The sequence below is a fragment of the Metapseudomonas resinovorans DSM 21078 genome (assembly GCF_000423545.1).
GTDB lineage: Bacteria > Pseudomonadota > Gammaproteobacteria > Pseudomonadales > Pseudomonadaceae > Metapseudomonas > Metapseudomonas resinovorans.
Genome location: NZ_AUIE01000009.1, coordinates 19455 through 36495, shown reverse-complemented (window position 1 = coordinate 36495; position 17041 = coordinate 19455). Strand labels below are relative to the sequence as shown.

18 protein-coding genes are annotated in these 17041 nt (G+C 65.1%); 2 read left to right on the top strand and 16 right to left on the bottom strand.

What is annotated here, in order from left to right; all coding sequences use genetic code 11:
• Positions 1-6: 6 nt before the first annotated feature.
• Positions 7-510, top strand: coding sequence for a transcription/translation regulatory transformer protein RfaH (rfaH, locus tag G559_RS0110015; protein ID WP_028628088.1), 504 nt, complete (start codon positions 7-9; stop codon positions 508-510).
• Positions 511-957: 447 nt separating this feature from the next.
• Here the strand turns inward: rfaH and G559_RS0110010 are convergent, their stop codons facing one another.
• The 5 genes from G559_RS0110010 to ribBA all read right to left on the bottom strand — a co-directional run bounded on the left by G559_RS0110010 (position 958) and on the right by ribBA (position 6334).
• Positions 958-2106 carry an ABC transporter ATP-binding protein gene (locus G559_RS0110010; protein WP_028628087.1) on the bottom strand — a complete coding sequence of 383 codons (1149 nt, stop codon included), beginning with the start codon at positions 2104-2106 and terminating at the stop codon, positions 958-960.
• A 17-nt stretch (positions 2107-2123) separates the two neighbouring features.
• The gene (locus G559_RS0110005; RefSeq protein WP_028628086.1) at positions 2124-2933 is read right to left on the bottom strand and encodes an ABC transporter permease; all 810 of its coding nucleotides are present in this window, start codon (positions 2931-2933) and stop codon (positions 2124-2126) included.
• A gap of 3 nt (positions 2934-2936) precedes the next feature.
• A complete protein-coding gene (locus G559_RS0110000) occupies positions 2937-3896 on the bottom strand; it encodes an ABC transporter permease (protein WP_028628085.1) in 960 nt (319 codons plus the stop codon).
• Positions 3881-4906 (bottom strand): ABC transporter substrate-binding protein, encoded by a 1026-nt coding sequence (locus G559_RS0109995; protein ID WP_028628084.1) that lies wholly within the window; start codon positions 4904-4906, stop codon positions 3881-3883. Before G559_RS0109995 ends, G559_RS0110000 begins: the two co-directional genes overlap by 16 nt.
• A gap of 318 nt (positions 4907-5224) precedes the next feature.
• Entirely contained in the window at positions 5225-6334 is a 1110-nt protein-coding gene (gene ribBA / locus G559_RS0109985; RefSeq protein WP_028628083.1) for a bifunctional 3,4-dihydroxy-2-butanone-4-phosphate synthase/GTP cyclohydrolase II, read from the bottom strand.
• Positions 6335-6414: 80 nt separating this feature from the next.
• On the opposite strand from ribBA, the gene G559_RS0109980 reads away from it, so the two are divergent.
• The gene (locus G559_RS0109980; RefSeq protein WP_028628082.1) at positions 6415-6708 is read left to right on the top strand and encodes a DUF1330 domain-containing protein; all 294 of its coding nucleotides are present in this window, start codon (positions 6415-6417) and stop codon (positions 6706-6708) included.
• A gap of 7 nt (positions 6709-6715) precedes the next feature.
• Here G559_RS0109980 and G559_RS0109975 read toward each other — a convergent pair whose 3' ends face one another.
• The 11 genes from G559_RS0109975 to G559_RS0109925 all read right to left on the bottom strand — a co-directional run bounded on the left by G559_RS0109975 (position 6716) and on the right by G559_RS0109925 (position 17017).
• Complete coding sequence (locus G559_RS0109975) at positions 6716-7279, bottom strand: NUDIX hydrolase (RefSeq protein WP_028628081.1); 564 nt, start codon at positions 7277-7279, stop codon at positions 6716-6718.
• A gap of 4 nt (positions 7280-7283) precedes the next feature.
• A complete protein-coding gene (locus G559_RS0109970; protein WP_028628080.1) occupies positions 7284-8036 on the bottom strand; it encodes a GntR family transcriptional regulator in 753 nt (250 codons plus the stop codon).
• A gap of 81 nt (positions 8037-8117) precedes the next feature.
• A complete protein-coding gene (locus G559_RS0109965) occupies positions 8118-8507 on the bottom strand; it encodes a carboxymuconolactone decarboxylase family protein (RefSeq protein ID WP_028628079.1) in 390 nt (129 codons plus the stop codon).
• A 141-nt stretch (positions 8508-8648) separates the two neighbouring features.
• Positions 8649-9134 (bottom strand): flavin reductase family protein, encoded by a 486-nt coding sequence (locus tag G559_RS0109960; RefSeq protein ID WP_028628078.1) that lies wholly within the window; start codon positions 9132-9134, stop codon positions 8649-8651.
• 12 nt (positions 9135-9146) lie between these two features.
• The gene (locus G559_RS0109955) at positions 9147-10628 is read right to left on the bottom strand and encodes an aldehyde dehydrogenase (protein WP_028628077.1); all 1482 of its coding nucleotides are present in this window, start codon (positions 10626-10628) and stop codon (positions 9147-9149) included.
• Positions 10625-11458 (bottom strand): alpha/beta fold hydrolase, encoded by an 834-nt coding sequence (locus G559_RS0109950; protein ID WP_028628076.1) that lies wholly within the window; start codon positions 11456-11458, stop codon positions 10625-10627. The genes G559_RS0109955 and G559_RS0109950 overlap by 4 nt, the downstream gene beginning before the upstream one ends.
• Positions 11459-11484: 26 nt before the next feature.
• Complete coding sequence (locus tag G559_RS0109945) at positions 11485-12075, bottom strand: amino acid synthesis family protein (protein ID WP_028628075.1); 591 nt, start codon at positions 12073-12075, stop codon at positions 11485-11487.
• 325 nt (positions 12076-12400) lie between these two features.
• Complete coding sequence (locus tag G559_RS0109940) at positions 12401-13189, bottom strand: IclR family transcriptional regulator (protein WP_028628074.1); 789 nt, start codon at positions 13187-13189, stop codon at positions 12401-12403.
• 49 nt (positions 13190-13238) lie between these two features.
• Complete coding sequence (locus tag G559_RS0109935) at positions 13239-13808, bottom strand: sarcosine oxidase subunit gamma (RefSeq protein WP_028628073.1); 570 nt, start codon at positions 13806-13808, stop codon at positions 13239-13241.
• 3 nt (positions 13809-13811) lie between these two features.
• Complete coding sequence (locus tag G559_RS0109930; RefSeq protein ID WP_028628072.1) at positions 13812-16718, bottom strand: FAD-dependent oxidoreductase; 2907 nt, start codon at positions 16716-16718, stop codon at positions 13812-13814.
• Positions 16715-17017 carry a sarcosine oxidase subunit delta gene (locus G559_RS0109925; protein ID WP_028628071.1) on the bottom strand — a complete coding sequence of 101 codons (303 nt, stop codon included), beginning with the start codon at positions 17015-17017 and terminating at the stop codon, positions 16715-16717. The genes G559_RS0109930 and G559_RS0109925 overlap by 4 nt, the downstream gene beginning before the upstream one ends.
• Between the last annotated feature and the right edge of the window lie 24 nt (positions 17018-17041).

The window sequence follows — 17041 nt, the reverse complement described above, 5'->3', positions numbered from 1 at the left end:
ACTGTCATGAGCAAGGACGCACTTCTCCCCGAAATCGCCTGGTACCTCGTGCAATGCAAGTCACGCCAGGACGAGCGTGCCCGGGACCATCTGGTACGTCAGGGCTTCGACTGTTTTTGTCCGACCCTCGACGTTGAAGTGCTCAAGGGCGGCCGGTTGCGGCGACTCACCCAACCGATGTTCCCCGGTTACCTCTTCGTGCATTTTCGCGCCCAGGACAACTGGACAGCCTTGCGCTCGACACGAGGCGTGATGCGGGTTGTGAGCTTCTCCAGCAGCCCCTCGCGGGTGCCGGAGAGCATCGTCGAACAGCTCAAGCAGCGCTGCGCCAATGCGGATGAATGTGCCGCCTTGCACCCTGGGGAATGTGTCCAGGTGCGCGTAGGACCCTATGCGGAGATGGAAGCGATCTTCCTGGCCATGGATGGCGAACAACGCGTCATGCTCTTGCTGAATATCCTCAATCGCCAACAACAAGTGAGTATTCCAATTTCACATCTTGTTGCGTGAGTCAGGCATATATTTGCAAGTTTCGTGATTCTTATATTCGGGGTGCTTATGGTCGCCTGGGTGATAATTTGTAAGTTTATGAAGTTCATTTATTGACGTTTTTTTTACGGCTCGTCGTTGGTCGCCATATGATGCGGATTCTGCCCGGATATTCACTTGTTCGGTGGACTTCCGGAGAGTTTCAAACGTTCGCGTCAGGCAGCGTTGGATATGTCGTATCGAGCTGTTTTCTGGAGTTGGCCAACGTTGCGTTTTCCGCAGTGTTTCATTTTTCCTGTATTTGATCAGCGTCTGAATATCCACCCCGGACAGTTGCCGATTGGGCAGGGGCAACTGATTGTTTCGACGCTAGAGATCAGTGGCCAATGGGGGGGCATGCGGTCGGGGGGCTTGAGTCAGCCGCCGGCCACCGCCCCTCCCCCGAAAGCAGAGGGGCCGAGGTCGTTTTCAATGCGCCCCGGCGCCCTTGGCCAGGTCGCTTTCCTTCCACTCGGTGTAGACGCAGGCATCCGCCGCGGCCCAGCGCACCATCACCGTTGCGCCCGGTTGCAGGGGCGCGGTGGTGCCGGAGAGTTCCTTCAAGGTCAGGCTGGTGCCGCCTGCGGTGATCACGCTGCAGGTCAGGCTTTCGCCGAGGAACACGGTTTCCGCCACCTTGGCCTGGATCTGGTTCCAACCGGCGGCCAATGGCTCGCTGGCCGCCTGTTCCGGGCTCAGCACCTGGGCCTTTTCCGGACGCACCATCAGGATCAGGTCCTGGCCGTTGTGCAGGCCGGCGGTGGGACGGATGGCCAGCGACTGACCTTCGAAACTGGCGCCGGCGTTGCCCTGGGCCTTCACCTTGAGGAAGTTGGAATTGCCGAGGAAGGAGGCGACGAAAGCGTTCGGCGGGCTCTGGTAGAGGTCGTAACCGCTGCCCAGGCCGACGATCTTGCCGTGGCTGAAGATGGCGATGCGCTGGGACAGGCGCATGGCTTCTTCCTGGTCGTGGGTGACGTAGACGATGGTGATGCCGAGGCGACGGTGCAGGTGGCGCAGCTCATCCTGCAGGTCTTCGCGCAACTTCTTGTCCAGGGCGCCCAGGGGTTCGTCCATCAGCAGGATGCGCGGCTCGTACACCAGCGCACGGGCGATGGCCACGCGCTGCTGCTGGCCACCGGAAAGCTGGGCGGGACGGCGCTGGGCGAATTGCTCCAGTTGCACCAGCTTGAGCATGGCTTCCACGCGGCGCTCGCGTTCGCCGGCGGCCTGCTTGCGGATGTCCAGCGGGAAACCGATGTTGTCGCGCACATTCAGGTGCGGGAACAACGAGTAGCGCTGGAACACCATGCCGATGTCGCGCTTGTGCGGCGGCACGTTCACCAGGGACTTGCCGTCCACCAGGATTTCGCCGGAGCTGGGCGTCTCGAAGCCGGCCAGCATCGACAGCGTGGTGCTCTTGCCCGAGCCACTGGAGCCGAGGAAGGTGAGGAATTCGCCGTCCTGGATGTCCAGGGAGATGTTGTCCACGGCGGCGAAGTCGCCGTAGTGCTTGTTCAGGTTGCGCAGGCTGACCAGGGTCTTGTTTTCGCGGGTGTCTTGGATAACGGCACTCATTCTCTTTACCTCGGCGCTCAGGCGCTTGCAGGGTTGCGCCGGCGCAGCACGGCGGCGATCACCATGACCAGGACGGACAGGCCGATCAGCAGCGTCGAGGCGACGGCGATCACCGGGGTCAGGTCCTGGCGCAGGGTGGTCCACATTTTCACGGGCAGGGTCTGCAGGGTCGGGCTGGCCATCATCACGCTCAGCACCACTTCATCCCAGGAGACCAGGAAGGCGAACAGGGCGCCGGCCATCATGCCGGGGCGGATCGCCGGGAAGGTCACCTTGTACACCGCTTGCAGCCGCGTGGCGCCGCAGATCACCGCGGCATCCTCGATGGACTGATCGAACAGCTTCAGCGAGTTGATGATCGAGATGATGGTGAAGGGCAGGGCGACGATCACGTGGCTGACCACGAAGGAAAACAGCGTCCCGGTGTAGCCCAGCTTGAGGAACAGCGCGTACACGGCCACCGCGATGATCACCAGCGGCACGATCATCGGCAGGGTGAACAGGCCGTAGAGAAACTCGCGGCCGGGGAACTTGCCGCGCACCAGGGCGAAGGCGGTGGGCAAGCCCAGGGCCACGGAGCAGATCGTGGTCAGCACGGCGACCTTGAGGCTGGCCAGGGCCGACTCCATCCACTCGGCGTTGGAGAAGAACTGCTCGTACCACTTCAGCGTCCAGCCCGGCGGCGGGAACACCAGCCATTGGGACGAGCCGAACGACAGCAGCACGATGAACAGGATCGGCAGCAGCAGGAAGGCCGCAATCGTCCCGGTGGTGAGGTAGAGGCCGATGCGCAGGCGCAGGCCCATGGCGTTGGGTGACAGCAGCATGGCTTACCTCGCAGTACTCGAAGCCACCGGCGATTCCGGCTGCAGCTTCAGGTAGACGTAGAACAGAGCCAGGGTGATGGCGATCAGCAGCGCGGCGGCGGCGCTGGCCAGGCCCCAGTTGAGGAAGGACTGCACCTGCTGGACGATGAACTCCGGCAGCATCATGTTCTGCGCGCCACCCAGCAGGGCCGGTGTGACGTAGTAACCCAGCGACATGACGAAGACCATCAGGCCACCGGAGAACAGCCCCGGACGGCACAGCGGCAGGAACACCTTGAAGAAGTTGGTCCAGGGGCTGGCACCACAGATGGAGCCGGCCTGCAGCACCATCGGGTCGATGGCCGACATGGTGGCCTGCAGCGGCAGCACGATGAACGGAATCATGATGTAGCTCATGCCGATCACCACACCGGTGAGGTTGTGCACCATTTCCAGCGGCTGGTCGATGATGCCCAGCGCCATCAGCATCTTGTTGATCACGCCCGAGGCCTGCAGCAGCACCAGCCAGGAGTAGGTGCGTGCCAGCAGGCTGGTCCACATCGACAGCAGCACGATGTTCAGCAGCCAGCGGCCCCAGCCACGCGGCACCAGGGTGATCACCCAGGCCAGTGGGAAGCCCAGCAGCAGGCTGATCAGGGTCACCAGGCCGCCGACGGCGAAGGTGTTGAACAGCACGCGGGCATAGGCCGAGTTGGCGAACAGTTGCTCGTAGTTGCCCAGCCCCGGCGTGGGTTCGAGCACGCCGCGCAGCAGCAGGCCGATCAGCGGCGCGAGGAAGAACAGGCCGAGAAACAGTAGGGCCGGGATCAGGTTGCGGGCACCGCGCCAGCGCAGGGTGGTCTCGTTGACTTGATTCATCGACGCAGCCTTGGGCTGGGGGCTGCCGGAAGCGCGGGCTGCGCTTCCGGTGGCCTTGGCCGGCGGGTTGGGCTGGATGGCAGCCATCTTCACTTGACCAGCCATTCGTTCCACCGCGCGGCGATTGCCGGGCCGTTCTTGGCCCAGTACGCGTAGTCGAGGGTGATCTGATCTTTAGCGTAGGCAGTGGGGAGGTTGGGGGCGAGTTCGCCGTTGATCTGACCGACGCTGTCGACGTTCACCGGGGCGTAGGCCGTGAGGTTGGCGAAGTCGGCCTGGCCCTTGGCGCTGCTGGCGTTGGCCAGGAACTTCATGGCCGCGTCCTTGTTCTTGGCGCCTTTGGGGATGACCAGGAAATCGGCCATGACCAGATTCTGCTTCCAGCTCACGCCAACCGGCGCGCCATCCTGCTGCAGGGCATAGACGCGGCCGTTCCAGAACTGGCCGAGGGTGGCTTCGCCGGAGGCCAGCAGTTGCTGGGACTGGGCGCCGCCGCCCCACCAGACGATGTCTTGCTTGATGGTGTCGAGCTTCTTGAAGGCGCGGTCCAGGTCCAGCGGGTAGAGCTTGTCGGCGGCTACGCCGTCAGCCAGCAGGGCCAGTTCCAGCACGCCGGGGCTCGGCCACTTGTAGAGGGCGCGCTTGCCCGGGTACTTGGCGGTGTCGAACAGGGCGGTCCAGTCCTGCGGGGCGTTGGCGCCGACCTTGCCCTGGTTGTAGCCGAGCACGAAGGAGAAGAAGAAGGAGCCGACGCCGTGGTCGGACACGAAGCGCGGGTCGATCTTGTCGCGCTGGATCACGCCGAAGTCCAGGGGTTCCAGCAGGCCTTCGGCGGCGGCACGCAGGGCGAAGTCAGCCTCGACGTCCACCACGTCCCACTGCACGTTGCCGCTCTCGACCATGGCTTTGAGCTTGCCGTAGTCGGTCGGGCCGTCCTGCACCACGCGAATGCCGCTGGCTTCGCTGAAGGGCTCGGCCCAGGCCTGTTTCTGCGCATCCTGGGTAGTACCGCCCCAGCTCACGAAGCTGATGTTGTCGGCGGCGATGGCGACATTACCGGTCGCGGCCAGGAAGGCTGCGGCGAGAACCGCGGTTGCACGTTTTTTGAACACCATCTTGCTTGCCCTCATTGTTGTGTTTGTACGCAAGCGGGCTTCGCTTCAACCCGCTTATCAGGAGCAGGGGACCCCAATGGGGCCGTCAAGGGCGGCCGTGTCGAGTGCTCTTGTTCATGCTGGTCCCTGGCGGGCGCACTCGCAATAAATCTCCGGCCTACGGAATGTCATATTATGGTATTCCAAGCTTTGTGCAAGTACTTCGCCTTGCCGGCTATCGCCATTGAGGGCGCTAGCCGGGTTACGGGGGACGAGTGGCGTCGTGGTCAGCAGCCCTTGGGGATGCACAGGTAGGTTTGTAAGGGGTATCTGTGGCGTTCAGCCCTCGAACGGCAGGGTCTCTACCACTTCCAGGTCATAGCCGGTGAGGCCGGCGTACTTCAGCGGGGCGCCGAGGTGGCGCAGCTTGCCCACGCCAAGGTCCTGGAGGATCTGCGCGCCGGTGCCCACTTCGGAGTAGATGCGCGACTGCGAGCGGCTGAACTGTCGGCGTGGCTGGGTGAGCTGCGGTACGCGCTCCAGCAGGGCCTGGGAGGATTCGTTGCTGGCCAGGACCACCACCACGCCGTGGCCGACTTCCGCCACCTTTTGCAGGGCGGCCCAGAGGGTCCAGTTCTTCGGCCCGGTGTACTCGGCGCCCACCAGGTCGCGCAACGGATCGATCACGTGAACCCGCACCAGGGTCGGTTCGTCGCGACGGATATCCCCCATCACCATCGCCATGTGCACGCCGCCCTCGATGCGGTCCTCGTAGGTCACCAGGCGGAAGGTGCCATGCACCGTGGGCAGCTCGTGCTCGCCAATGCGGGTGACGGTGTGCTCGGTGCTGAGACGGTAGTGGATGAGGTCGGCGATGGTGCCGATCTTGATGCCATGCTTTTCGGCGAAGGCTTCGAGGTCAGGGCGGCGGGCCATGCTGCCGTCATCGTTCATCACTTCGACGATCACCGAAGCCGGTGTGAAGCCGGCCAGGCGGGCCAGGTCGCAGCCGGCTTCGGTGTGGCCGGCGCGGTTCAGTACGCCACCCTCGCGGGCGCGCAACGGGAAGATATGGCCGGGCTGTACCAGGTCGTCTGCCGTGACCTCAGGGGCCACGGCGGTGAGCACGGTGTGGGAACGGTCGGCCGCGGAGATGCCGGTGGTCACGCCGCTTGCGGCTTCGATGGAGACGGTGAACGCGGTGGCGAAGGCGCTGCCATTGGCCGGCACCATCTGCTCCAGGCCAAGGCGTTCGCAGTGTTCGTCGGTCAGGGTCAGGCAGATCAGGCCGCGGGCTTCGCGGGCCATGAAGTTGATGGCCTCGGGGGTGCACTTTTCCGCCGCCAGCAGCAGGTCGCCTTCGTTTTCGCGGTCCTCGTCGTCCACCAGCAGGACCATCTTGCCCTGGCGGAAGTCTTCGATGATTTCTTCGATACGGTTGAACGGCATGACATGACACCTGGCTGGATCAAGAGGGAAGGTTTCTGGTATACCATAATACCAATTTAACCGGAACTGCAGAGGTCAGCATGAAGGCTTACTGGATCGCCTACGTCGATGTGACGGACCCGGAACGCTACAGCGAATACACCCGCCGCGCCCCGGCCGCTTTCGCCACATATGGCGGCAAGTTGCTGGCCCGTGGCGGCCGTTCGGAGGCGATGGAAGGCCGTGCTACTCCCCAGCGTAGCGTGGTGATCGAGTTCGAATCCTATGACCAGGCCCTGGCCTGCTACCGCTCGGCGGAATACCAGGAAGCCTGTGGATATCGCCAGGGCGTGGCCAAGGCGGAGGTGATCATTGTGGAGGGGGTTGAGGCTTAACGGAGGGCTACCGGATGAAGTGAATCTTCCCGGTATCGTCGTTGCCCATGTAGATGCCATACACCCCGGCCTCGCGCTCCTCGATGTAGCGTTCGAGGATCTGCCGGATGGCCGGGTAGTAGATGGCGTCCCAGGGGATGTCCTCGGGGGCGAAGAAGCGGTAGTCCAGGGTTTCCGGGCCGTGCTGGCCGGTTTCTTCTAGCGCGGTGGCGCGGAAGATGATGTAGACCTCACTGATCTTCGGCACGCTGAAGATGGAGTAGGGCGAGACGATCTCGGCGCGTACGCCGCTCTCTTCCCAGACTTCGCGCAGGGCCGCTTCCTCGGTGGTTTCGCCGTTCTCCATGAAACCGGCCGGGAGCGTCCAGGTGCCGGGGCGCGGCGGGATGGCGCGCTGGCAGAGCAGGTATTTGCCGTCCTGCTCGATGATGCAGCCGGCGATGATCTTCGGGTTTTCGTAGTGGATGTAGCCGCAGTCCGCGCACACCAGCCTTTCGTGGGTGTCCCCGACGGGGCACTGGCGGCTCAGGCCGCCACTGCCGCAACCGGGACAGAAGCGCGGGGAGGGCATGTCATCAGCGCCCGATGCGCGGCTCTTTCAGGGCGATGGGGCTGGCGATCTCGCGGACCTTGCCCGGCTCGTCCTGCTTGGACTTGAGGTAGTCCAGGGCGACTTTTGCGGCGGCGCGCACGTGGTCCACCGACGCCTGGTGGGCGGCCAGCGGGTCGCCGCTCTTGATGGCTTCGACGATGCGTTCCATTTCCTTGTTGCTGGCGCCGCGACGGTTCTCCTGGGAAACGGAGGTCGCACGCAGGTAGCTGATGCGCGCCTGCAACTGGCGCAGCTGGGTCGCGGCGATGTGGTTGCCGGAGCCTTCCAGCAGCACATCGTAGAAACCTTGTACGGACTCCAGCACCTGTTGCAGCTCGCCTTGTTCGAGGGCCTCGCGGTTCTCCTCCAGGGCGCGCTCCAGGGCGCGGATGTCCTTGGCCTTGGCGTTGAGGGTGAAGAGCTGGACGATCAGGCCTTCGAGCACGCAGCGCAGCTCGTAGATATCACAGGCATCTTCCAAGGTGATGATGGCAACGCGCGGACCCTTGGCATCGGCAAATTCCACCAGGCCTTCCGATTCCAGGTGGCGCAGGGCCTCGCGCACGGACGTGCGGCTGACGCCCAGGCGGTCGCAGAGGTCGCGCTCCACCAGGCGGTCGCCCGGCAGCAGTTGGAAGTTCAGGATGGCGCCCCGCAGCTTGTCGAGGACGATCTCGCGCAGGGTGACGGGATTGCGGTTGACCTTGAAGCTGTCGTCGAGGGGCAAGCGTTTCATGTGGTCCGCTCTGGTTATGGCTGTCCGTAAGAGAAACGAAGGAGCACTTGCGCGTGCTCCCTCATCGGGTGGCGCCGGCGGTCAACCTTGAGCTTCTGCGTCGGCCTCGGCGAAGGCCTCGCGGGCGATGCGGAAGCTGTCCACTGCCGCCGGCACACCGCAGTAGATGCCGACTTGCAGGAGGATTTCGCGGATCTGCTCGCGGGACAGGCCGTTACGCAGGGCGCCGCGAACATGCAGCTTCAGCTCGTGGGGGCGGTTGAGCGCCGAAATCATCGCCAAGTTTATCATGCTGCGTTCTTTCAGCGATAAGCCGTCCCGGCCCCAGACGTGGCCCCAGCAGTACTCGGTGACCAGTTCCTGCAGCGGGCGGGTGAAGTCGTCGGCGTTCTGGATCGACTTGTTCACATAGGCCTCGCCCAGCACCTGGGTACGGATCTCCAGGCCCTTTTCGTATTTCTCGTTGCTCATTGGGGGACTCCTTTTCTTCTGTAGGAGCTGGCTTGCCAGCGAAGGCTCCAGGGACAGGTTCGCCAGCAGGCTCGCTCCTACAGGTACGGGAATAAAAAAAAGCCGCTGTCGAGAGTGGCGACCAGCGGCCCTGAAGGTGACTCAGGAAATCTCCGGCAAGGCGCCCAGCTTGCCCTTGTGGTAGAGCATCGGCGTAACCTCTTCCTTGGGCAGGATCAGGTTCTTCACCGCCCCCACGATGATCGCGTGGTCGCCGCCGTCGTACTCGCGCCACAGCTCGCATTCGATGATCGCGGTGGCCTTGGTCAGCAGCGGGTTGCCCAGCTCGCTCAGGTGCCAGTCGATGCCCTTGGCCTTGTCCTTGCCCTTCTTGGCGAAGGCGTAGGCTTCGGCCTGCTGGTCGGCGCAGAGCAGGTGGATGGCGAACTGCTTGCTATCGCGCAGGATCGGGTAGGTGTCCGAAGCATAGTTGGGGCAGAACAGCACCAGGGCCGGGTCGATGGACAGGGCGCTGAAGGCGCTGGCAGTGATGCCGACGATGTCGCCCTCGGCGTCCAGGGTGGTGACCACGGTGACGCCGGACGGGAAGGAGCCCATCACTTCTTTGTAGATGCCGGGTTCGATCATGGGGATGTCCTCTCAGCGCATCACGAAGGGGTCGGGCATGGGTGCTTGCGAGAGGTTGATCCACACCGTTTTCAGCTCGGTGTAGGCCAGCACCGAATCGATGCCGCTCTCGCGACCGTAGCCGCTGTTGTGGAAACCGCCGATGGGCGCCATGGCCGAGACCGCGCGGTAGGTGTTGACCCAGATGATCCCGGAGCGCACGTCACGGGCCATGCGGTGGGCGCGGCCCAGGTCGCGGGTCCAGATGCCGGCGGCGAGGCCGAACTGGGAGTCGTTGGCGATGGCCAGCGCCTCGGCCTCGTCCTTGAAGCGGATGACCGAGGCCACCGGGCCGAAGACTTCTTCTTGCATGATCTTCATCGAGTTGCTGTCGCACTCGAACAGGGTCGGCTCGTAGTACCAGCCCTGTGCGTCGATTGCCGGGCGCTTGCCGCCCATGCGCAGGCGCGCGCCTTCGGCGAGGGCGTCAGCGACCAGGCCTTCGACCACGGCGAGTTGCTGCGCGGTGGCCATGGGGCCCATCTCGCTGCTCTCGTCCTGCGGGTTGCCAATGCGGATGCGCTGGGCGCGGGCTACCAGGCGCTCGACGAACTCGTCGTAGATCTCGTCCTGCACCAAGAGGCGCGAACCGGCCACGCAGCTCTGCCCGGAGGCGGCGTAGATACCGGCCACTGCGCCGTTGATGGCGCTGTCCAGGTCGGCGTCGGCGAAGATGATGTTGGGCGACTTGCCGCCCAGTTCCAGCGACAGCTTGGCGAAGTTCTCCGCGCTGCTGCGCACCACATGGCGCGCGGTGGCGGCGCCGCCGGTGAAGGCGATCTTGCGCACCAGCGGATGGCGGGTCAGCGCCGCGCCGGTGCTCGGGCCGAAGCCGGTGACCACGTTGACCACGCCCGCCGGGATGCCGGCTTCCAGCGCCAGGCGCGCCAGTTCCAGGATGGTCGCAGAGGCGTGCTCGGAAGGCTTCAGGACGATGGTGTTGCCGGCGGCCAGGGCCGGGGCCAGCTTGATCGCGGTCAGGTAAAGCGGGCTGTTCCAGGGAATGATCCCGGCGACCACGCCCAGCGGTTCGTGCACCGTGTAGGCGAACAGGTCGGGCTTATCCAGCGGCAGGGTGCCGCCTTCCAGCTTGTCGGCCAGGCCCGCGGTGTAGTGGAAGAATTCCGGCAGGTAGCCGACCTGGCCACGGGTTTCGCGGATCAGCTTGCCGTTGTCGCGGCTTTCCAGCTGGGCCAGGTGTTCCTTGTTCTCGGCGATCAGATCGCCCAGGCGGCGCAGCAGCTTGCCCCGCGCAGTGGCGGAAAGGCCGCGCCAGGTCGGGTTCTCGAAGGCCTTCTGGGCCGCCTGCACGGCACGCTCCACGTCCGCCTCGTCGGCATCGGGCAGTTCCGCCCAGGGCTCGGCCAGGGCCGGGTTGAGGCTTTCGAAGGTCTTGCCGGACAGCGCATCGACCCACTGGCCATCGATGCACATCTGGAAGCGTGCGAGCGTCATGCGACGATCCCCTTTGCTTGGTTCTGTAAGGTCTGCGCGTGCTGGAGAAAGTCCAGCAGCACCTGGTTGACCAGACGCGGCGACTCCACCGGCATCATGTGCCGCTGCTCGTCGAGCACCGCCACCTGGGCACCGGGAATGCGCTCGGCCAGTTGCCGGGCCATTTCGGGCGTCGAGCCCGGGTCCAGTTCGCCGGTGGCGACCAGGGTCGGCACGCTGATGCTGCCCAGGTCGTCCACGCGGTACATGTCCTGGGTGGCGAACAGCTCATAAGTAGTCAGATAGCCCTGCGGATCGTTGCTGGCAAGGGTCTGGCGGATGGCGGCGATCTGCGCCGGGTTGGCTGCCTGGTACTCGCGGCTGAACCAGCGCGACAGGGCCGCTTCGGCGTTCGCATCCGGGCCGTGTTCGGCGGCCTGGCGGGTGCGTTCGATCACCCCGGCGCGCTGTTCGGCGCTGCGGTTGAACACGCTGTTGAGGATCACCAGGCCCTCCAGGTGCTGCGGGTAGTGCAGCGCGAAGGCCCGTGCCACCAGGCCACCCATGGAAAAGCCGATGACGGTCGCCCGTTCCAGCTTCAGGTGCTCCAGCAGTTCACGCAGTTGCTCGGCATAGCCCTGCAGCCCGGTGCCCGTTTCCGGGCGCGGACTGGCGCCATGGCCAAGCATGTCGTAGGCAATGACCTGGAAGTGCGGGGCCAGGCCGACGATCTGGCCGCCCCACATTTCCTTGTTCAGGCCGACGCCGTGGATCAGTACCACGGGGTGGCCTTGGCCGGTCGCCAGATAACTGGTGCCGGCCGGTGTGCGTTCAGCGGTGAGCCGAATCATGGATCGCTCCTGCACGGGCCTTGGGATCACTGGGCCTGCTCGGCGGCCAGCTCTTCCAGATCGATGTAGCGGTTGCCGATGCGCGGGTGCAGGCGGCCACCGTTGGCGGCGCCCAGCACGACGATGATTTCGTCGGCACGCGGTGCGTCTTCGATCTGCATTTCAAGGGTGATGTAGTGGGAACGCAGGCCCTCATCGTCCTTGTGCATCATCGGGATCTGGATCGAGGTGCCCGGGCCGCCGCGCTTGTTGGTGAAGCTCAGGTAGCTCTTGGCATTCACCGCCTGGCGGTAGTGATTGCCGAAGCGCAGGGTGTGGATAACCGCGGAAGCGTGCTCGATCTCGCCGTCGGCGCCGACCACGGCGGCCTTGCCATAGGCCTCGATCTTCGCGGCGCCGCCGATGGCAGCGGTCAGGCGCTCGACCATCATCGCGCCGAGGTCGGAGCAGTTGGCCTTGATCTCGGGCTTGAGGTCTTCGACGAAGCCACGGCCGAGCCATGGGTTCTTGATCACCACGGCCAGCCCCACCATGGTCACTGGCTTGTCGGTGGCCTTGCCGCCTTCGATGAAGGTCTCTTCCACGTAGCTGACGATCTTGCGGATTTCGAAGCTCATTGGGCTCTCCTGGTTTGGGAAGTCTCTTGCTGTCTGATGGTATACCATAATATTGAATATGCAAGAGTCAGCCGCCAGGGGAGGGCCGGCATTGGCGACGGAAGGTCGTTCGAAAAGGGAAAAAGGCCAGGAGCGCCGCGCCGTGTGCGCGGCGGAAGGGGCGCGAAGGATAAGGTAAAACGTGGAATACCGTAATACGAGATTCCACTAATCCCGTAGGGGCGAATTCATTCGCCAACCGAACCGCAGGTTCGGCCTTGAGGACCATTGGGGCCGCTGCGCGCCCCTTGGCCAATGAATTCGCCCCACAAGAAGCAGGCGTCCGTCAGGCCAGCCCCGGAGCCCCGAGCTGCGCTGAGATCAGCGCCTGGGTCTGGCCGAGGGCGTGGAGGAAGGTGGCCTGGGCATCGGGGCTGTCCATCACGGCATCGGGGCCGGAGAGGTTGATGGCGGCGACCACCTTTCCGCTGTGGTCGCGGATGCCGGTGGCGATGGCGGTGGAATAGTCGGAGCGGTGCAATACCCAGCCGCGCTCGCGATCCTGGCCGATCAGTTGCTGCAACTCGGGCAGGGTGCGCGGCGCCGGCGGTGGGTAATCGTCCAGGCGCACGTGCTGGTAGAGCTGGCTCAGCTCGATTTCGTCCAGCGCGGTCAGCAGCACCCGGCCCAGTGCGGTGCTGTGGCACGGCAGGCGGGTGCCGATGGGGATGTTCACCGTCAGCCGCTGGGGCGCGAAGGCGCGGTAGAGGTAAAGGCTCTCGGTCTGTTCGCGGATGCTCAGGTGGCAGGACAGCGAAGTCCGGTCGCGCAACTCATTGAGGTAGGGCATGGCGACTTCGACGATGTCGCGGCTGGCCAGGTAGACGAAACCGTCGGCAATCACCTGGGGGCCCAGCTCGAAGGCGCTGCGCCCGGCCTTCTGCAGGTAGCCCATGTCCACCAGCGTCTGCACGATGCGGTAGACGGCCGAGGGGCTGACCGCCAGGCGTTCGGCCATCTCGTTCATGCTCAGGCTGCGCACGCGCGCATTGAACATGCCGAGGATGGTCAGCCCGCGTTGCAGGGCGGGCACGCGGTAATCGGCTTCCCGTTCCGGGGTTTCGATGGCGGTCATCGGGGCTCCTCCCTGTAGGTTGGTGTTGAGCGCAGCGAAACCCAACGGTTCAGGCCAGCAAGGCTTCCAACGAAACCGGCTGGCCGCCGAACTCTTCCATGGCATCCAGCATGGCGCCGTGGAAGTAGTCCAGCGATGCCCGGTCGCAGAGGATGTGGAAGCGCGGCAGCTCGCCGGTGCCGGCGTTGATCACGATGACGTTGATCCGCGCCGCCGAGGTCTGCGCCACAGCGCCGACCGGGAAGGCTTCGGGGCGCAGGTCAACGCCGCAGACCTTGGCCATCACCTCCGCCACGTGGCGGCCGGAGAGTTGCAGCCAGGCGTGGCTGTCCTGGCGCGGCAGCAGGTAGTTGCCCTTGTCGCTGATCTGCCAGCCCGCCTCCTCGGTGGCGATGCGTTCGCCCCGGTCGGCGAGGCTGCCCAGCAGCAGGTACTCGGTCTGCGACAGGCGCGCAACCAGTGCACCGTCAGCCTGCGTCATCGCCCGGTTGGGCGCCTCCGGCAGCGTGTAGCCGCGTTCGCTGAGAAAGGCAGCGGCGTCGATGCCGCGAAAGCCCACGCGCGGCAGGTCGGTGAGGTCGATGAGCGCGCAGCGCTCGATGGGGTTGAGGCTGGTCATGGCTCAGAGCTCCTGGCGCTTGTTGTCGGGGTCGAAGAAGGGCAGTTGCACCACGGTGGCCTGGACCACCTGGCCACCCTCGACGCGGATCGGGATCAGCGAGCCCGGCTCGGCCTGGTCCGCGCCCGCGTAGGCCAGGCCGATGATCTGGCCGAGGGTGCCGGAGTACTCGCAGGAGGTGACGTTGCCGCTGATGTCCGGGCCGTTCAGCACCAGGTGGCCTTCCAGCGGCTGCGCGCTGCCCTTGGGCAGGGTGAAGCCCACCAGCTTGCGCTTCAGTGGCTGCGCTTCGAGGATTTCGATGGAGCGCTTGCCGACGAAGAAGGCCTTCTTGCGGCCGATCGCCCATTCCATGTCGATCTCGCCCGGATGGGTCATGCCGTCGGTGTCCTGGCTGATGATCACGTGGCCCTTTTCCAGGCGCAGCAGACGCTGGGTCTCGACACCGAACGGGCGGATGCCGAACTCGGTGCCGGCAGCCATCAGTGCATCCCACAGCTTGCCGCCGTGGCGGGCGGGTACGTGGATCTCGTAGCCCAGCTCACCGACGAAACCGACCCGCATCAGCCGCGCCGGAATGCCGGCCACGGTGCCGGTGCGCACGGCGAGGTAAGGGAAGGCTCCGGCGGACAGGTCGACATCGTCGCAGAGCTTCTGCAGCACCTTGCGCGACAACGGCCCGGCCAGGTTCACCGCAGCCAGGGCGGCGGTGACGTTGGCGATGTCCACATTCAGGCGCCACTGGGCGTTCCACTTGAGCATCTGTTGGTAGATGCGGTCCACGCCGCTGGTGGTGGCGGTGACGTAGAAATGGTTCTCGGCCAGGCGCGCGCAGACGCCGTCGTCGATCACCACGCCGTGCTCGTTGGTCATCAGCGCATAGCGGGTGCGCGCCACCGGCTGCTTCTTGAAGGGCAGGGTGTAGATGCGCTCCAGCAACTCGGCGGCGTCCGGGCCGCGTACGTCGAGGCCGCCCAGGGTAGAGACGTCGATCAGGCCGACCTGCTCGCGCACGTGGCGGGCTTCCTCCTGCATGCAGCGTTCGCGGTCCTCGGCCTTGCCGTAGAAGGCCGGGCGCTGCCAGATGCCGGCTGGCATCAGCTTGGCGCCAGCCGCCACGTGGCGGCTGTGCATGGGCGTTTGCCGGTAAGGGTCGAAGGCGCGGCCGGCAACGTGGGCGAGCTTCTCCGCCTCGAACGGCGGGCGCGCGGTGGTGACGCCGGTTTCGCTGATGCTGCGGCCGGTGGCCTTGGCCACCAGGCGCGCAGTGGGCAGCGCCGAATGACGACCCTGGGACGGGCCCATGCCGACCGTGGAGAAGCGCTTCACCAGCTGCACGTCGCGGTAGCCGTGGCGCGTGGCGTTGACGATGTCGCGCACCTGCAAGTCTTCATCGAAGTCGACGAAATCCTTGCCTTTGGGGTGGGGGAAGATCGGCCAGTCGAAGTTGACCCGCGCCTCGCCATTGAACCCGGCTTCGCCGATGCCGGCATCCAGGCCGAGGGCCTTGCTGGCGTGCGCGGCGGCCTGGGCACCATCCTGCAACACATTGTCCAGGCTGTGGCGGCCATTCACCGAGCCGGCGATGGCCAGGCCTTCCGGCAGGCCGCTGATGGCGAACTCGGCGCGCTGCTCCTCGTAGGCCAGCTTGCCGCCGGCCTGGCAGAGCAATTGGTAGACGGGCATGTAGCCGGCGGACATGCACAGCAGGTCGCAGGACAGTTGCAGGCCGTGCTCGGCAACCTGGCCTTGGGCAGTGATGCGGCGGATATCCACACCGCTGACATGGCGCATGCCCTTCTCGTGCAGGGCTTCATAAACCGTGCTGCCGAGGTGACAAGGGATGCCCTGCTTTTCCACCGCGGTTTTCAGCGCGGCGTCGGTGGGCTGCTGGCGCATGTCCACCAGGGCCGCCACCTGCACGCCCTGTTCGGCGAGGTCGAGGGCGGCGAGGTAGCCGTCGTCGTTGCCGGTGAGCACCACGGCGCGTTTGCCGGGCTTCACCGCATACAGCTTCATCAGGCGCTGGGCAGCACTGGTGAGCATCACGCCGGGCAGGTCGTTGTTGCGGAACACCACCGGTTGGTCAAAGGAACCGGCGCTGACGATGCATTGCTTCGCGCGCACCTTGTACATCCGGCGGCCCTGGATCACCGGCAGGTAGTTCTCGGTGAACCAGGCGTTGCAGGTGGCCTCCTTCAGCACCTGGATATTGGCGTGGCCTTCGACCGCAGCCACCAGCTCGCGACGTAGCAGCTCGGCGCGGCGGCCTTCCACATCGAAGCGGGCATAGGTGAGCGAGCCACCGAGCACCGGCTGCTGCTCGATCAGCAGCACCTTGGCACCGGCATTGGCGGCGGTGAGCGCGGCGGAAAGACCAGCCGGGCCGGCGCCGACGATGGCCACATCCACGAACAGATAGACCTTGTCGTAGTACTGCGGCTTGAAGTTGAGGTCGAGCACGCCGAGGCCCGCCTTCTTGCGGATCAGCGGTTCCCAGACCTTCCACATGCCCTTGGGCTTGTAGAAGGAGCGGTAATAGAAGCCCACCGGCATGAACTTGGAGAACGTGCCGAGGTAGGCGTCGCGGTCGTTGTTCAGGCTGCCGTTGACGTTCTGCGCGGTGACGCTGAGCCCCGAGCGAATGGCTTGGGCATCGGCCAGCACATTGGGCTCGTCCGGCAGTTGCACCAGGGTGTTGGCGTCCTGCCCGGCCATGGTCAGCGGGCCGCGCGGGCGGTGGTATTTGAAGGAGCGCGAGAGCAGCCAGCGGCCGTTGGCGAGCAGGGCGCTGGCGATGCTGTCGCCGGCAAAGCCCTGGTAGGCGGTGCCATCGAAATCGAAGGCCAGCGGCTGGTCGCGGTCGATCAGCAGGCCCATGGGGGCGGGGAGGCGGCTGGGCTGGCTCATCCGGCGATCTCCTGGGTGTGCGAGGCGAATTCGACCCGCTGGGTGAAGAGTTCCTTCGGGTCGAAGGTGCGAATGATCTGGTCGGTGACCGTGTGGCGTTCGGCGAGGAACCAGTAGCTGGAGGCGTTGTGCATCCACCACTCGCGCACCACGCCGGCGGCGTTGTCGCTGTTGAATACGTAGTCGGCCCATTCGGCGTCGGTGCAGGTGGCCGGATCGGGCATCTGCTTGAACTCGCCGCCGTAGGTGAATTCGCTGATGTTTCTCGGCCCGTTCAGCGGGCAAATCATGATCTTCATGTCGGTAACCCTCTCCCCCGGCCC

Bases quoted from the DNA above. Each gene is read 5' to 3' on its own strand.
- G559_RS0109935 (WP_028628073.1), bottom strand. From the start codon at position 13,808: ATGACCAGCCTCAACCCCATCGAGCGCTGCGCGCTCATCGACCTCACC.
- G559_RS0109930 (WP_028628072.1), bottom strand. From the start codon at position 16,718: ATGAGCCAGCCCAGCCGCCTCCCCGCCCCCATGGGCCTGCTGATCGAC.
- G559_RS0109965 (WP_028628079.1), bottom strand. From the start codon at position 8,507: ATGAGCAACGAGAAATACGAAAAGGGCCTGGAGATCCGTACCCAGGTG.
- G559_RS0109970 (WP_028628080.1), bottom strand. From the start codon at position 8,036: ATGAAACGCTTGCCCCTCGACGACAGCTTCAAGGTCAACCGCAATCCC.
- G559_RS0109945 (WP_028628075.1), bottom strand. From the start codon at position 12,075: ATGAGCTTCGAAATCCGCAAGATCGTCAGCTACGTGGAAGAGACCTTC.
- G559_RS0109940 (WP_028628074.1), bottom strand. From the start codon at position 13,189: ATGACCGCCATCGAAACCCCGGAACGGGAAGCCGATTACCGCGTGCCC.
- G559_RS0109980 (WP_028628082.1), top strand. From the start codon at position 6,415: ATGAAGGCTTACTGGATCGCCTACGTCGATGTGACGGACCCGGAACGC.
- ribBA (WP_028628083.1), bottom strand. From the start codon at position 6,334: ATGCCGTTCAACCGTATCGAAGAAATCATCGAAGACTTCCGCCAGGGC.
- G559_RS0109950 (WP_028628076.1), bottom strand. From the start codon at position 11,458: ATGATTCGGCTCACCGCTGAACGCACACCGGCCGGCACCAGTTATCTG.
- G559_RS0109975 (WP_028628081.1), bottom strand. From the start codon at position 7,279: ATGCCCTCCCCGCGCTTCTGTCCCGGTTGCGGCAGTGGCGGCCTGAGC.
- G559_RS0109995 (WP_028628084.1), bottom strand. From the start codon at position 4,906: ATGGTGTTCAAAAAACGTGCAACCGCGGTTCTCGCCGCAGCCTTCCTG.
- G559_RS0109955 (WP_028628077.1), bottom strand. From the start codon at position 10,628: ATGACGCTCGCACGCTTCCAGATGTGCATCGATGGCCAGTGGGTCGAT.
- G559_RS0110010 (WP_028628087.1), bottom strand. From the start codon at position 2,106: ATGAGTGCCGTTATCCAAGACACCCGCGAAAACAAGACCCTGGTCAGC.
- G559_RS0109925 (WP_028628071.1), bottom strand. From the start codon at position 17,017: ATGAAGATCATGATTTGCCCGCTGAACGGGCCGAGAAACATCAGCGAA.
- G559_RS0110005 (WP_028628086.1), bottom strand. From the start codon at position 2,933: ATGCTGCTGTCACCCAACGCCATGGGCCTGCGCCTGCGCATCGGCCTC.
- rfaH (WP_028628088.1), top strand. From the start codon at position 7: ATGAGCAAGGACGCACTTCTCCCCGAAATCGCCTGGTACCTCGTGCAA.
- G559_RS0109960 (WP_028628078.1), bottom strand. From the start codon at position 9,134: ATGATCGAACCCGGCATCTACAAAGAAGTGATGGGCTCCTTCCCGTCC.
- G559_RS0110000 (WP_028628085.1), bottom strand. From the start codon at position 3,896: ATGGCTGGTCAAGTGAAGATGGCTGCCATCCAGCCCAACCCGCCGGCC.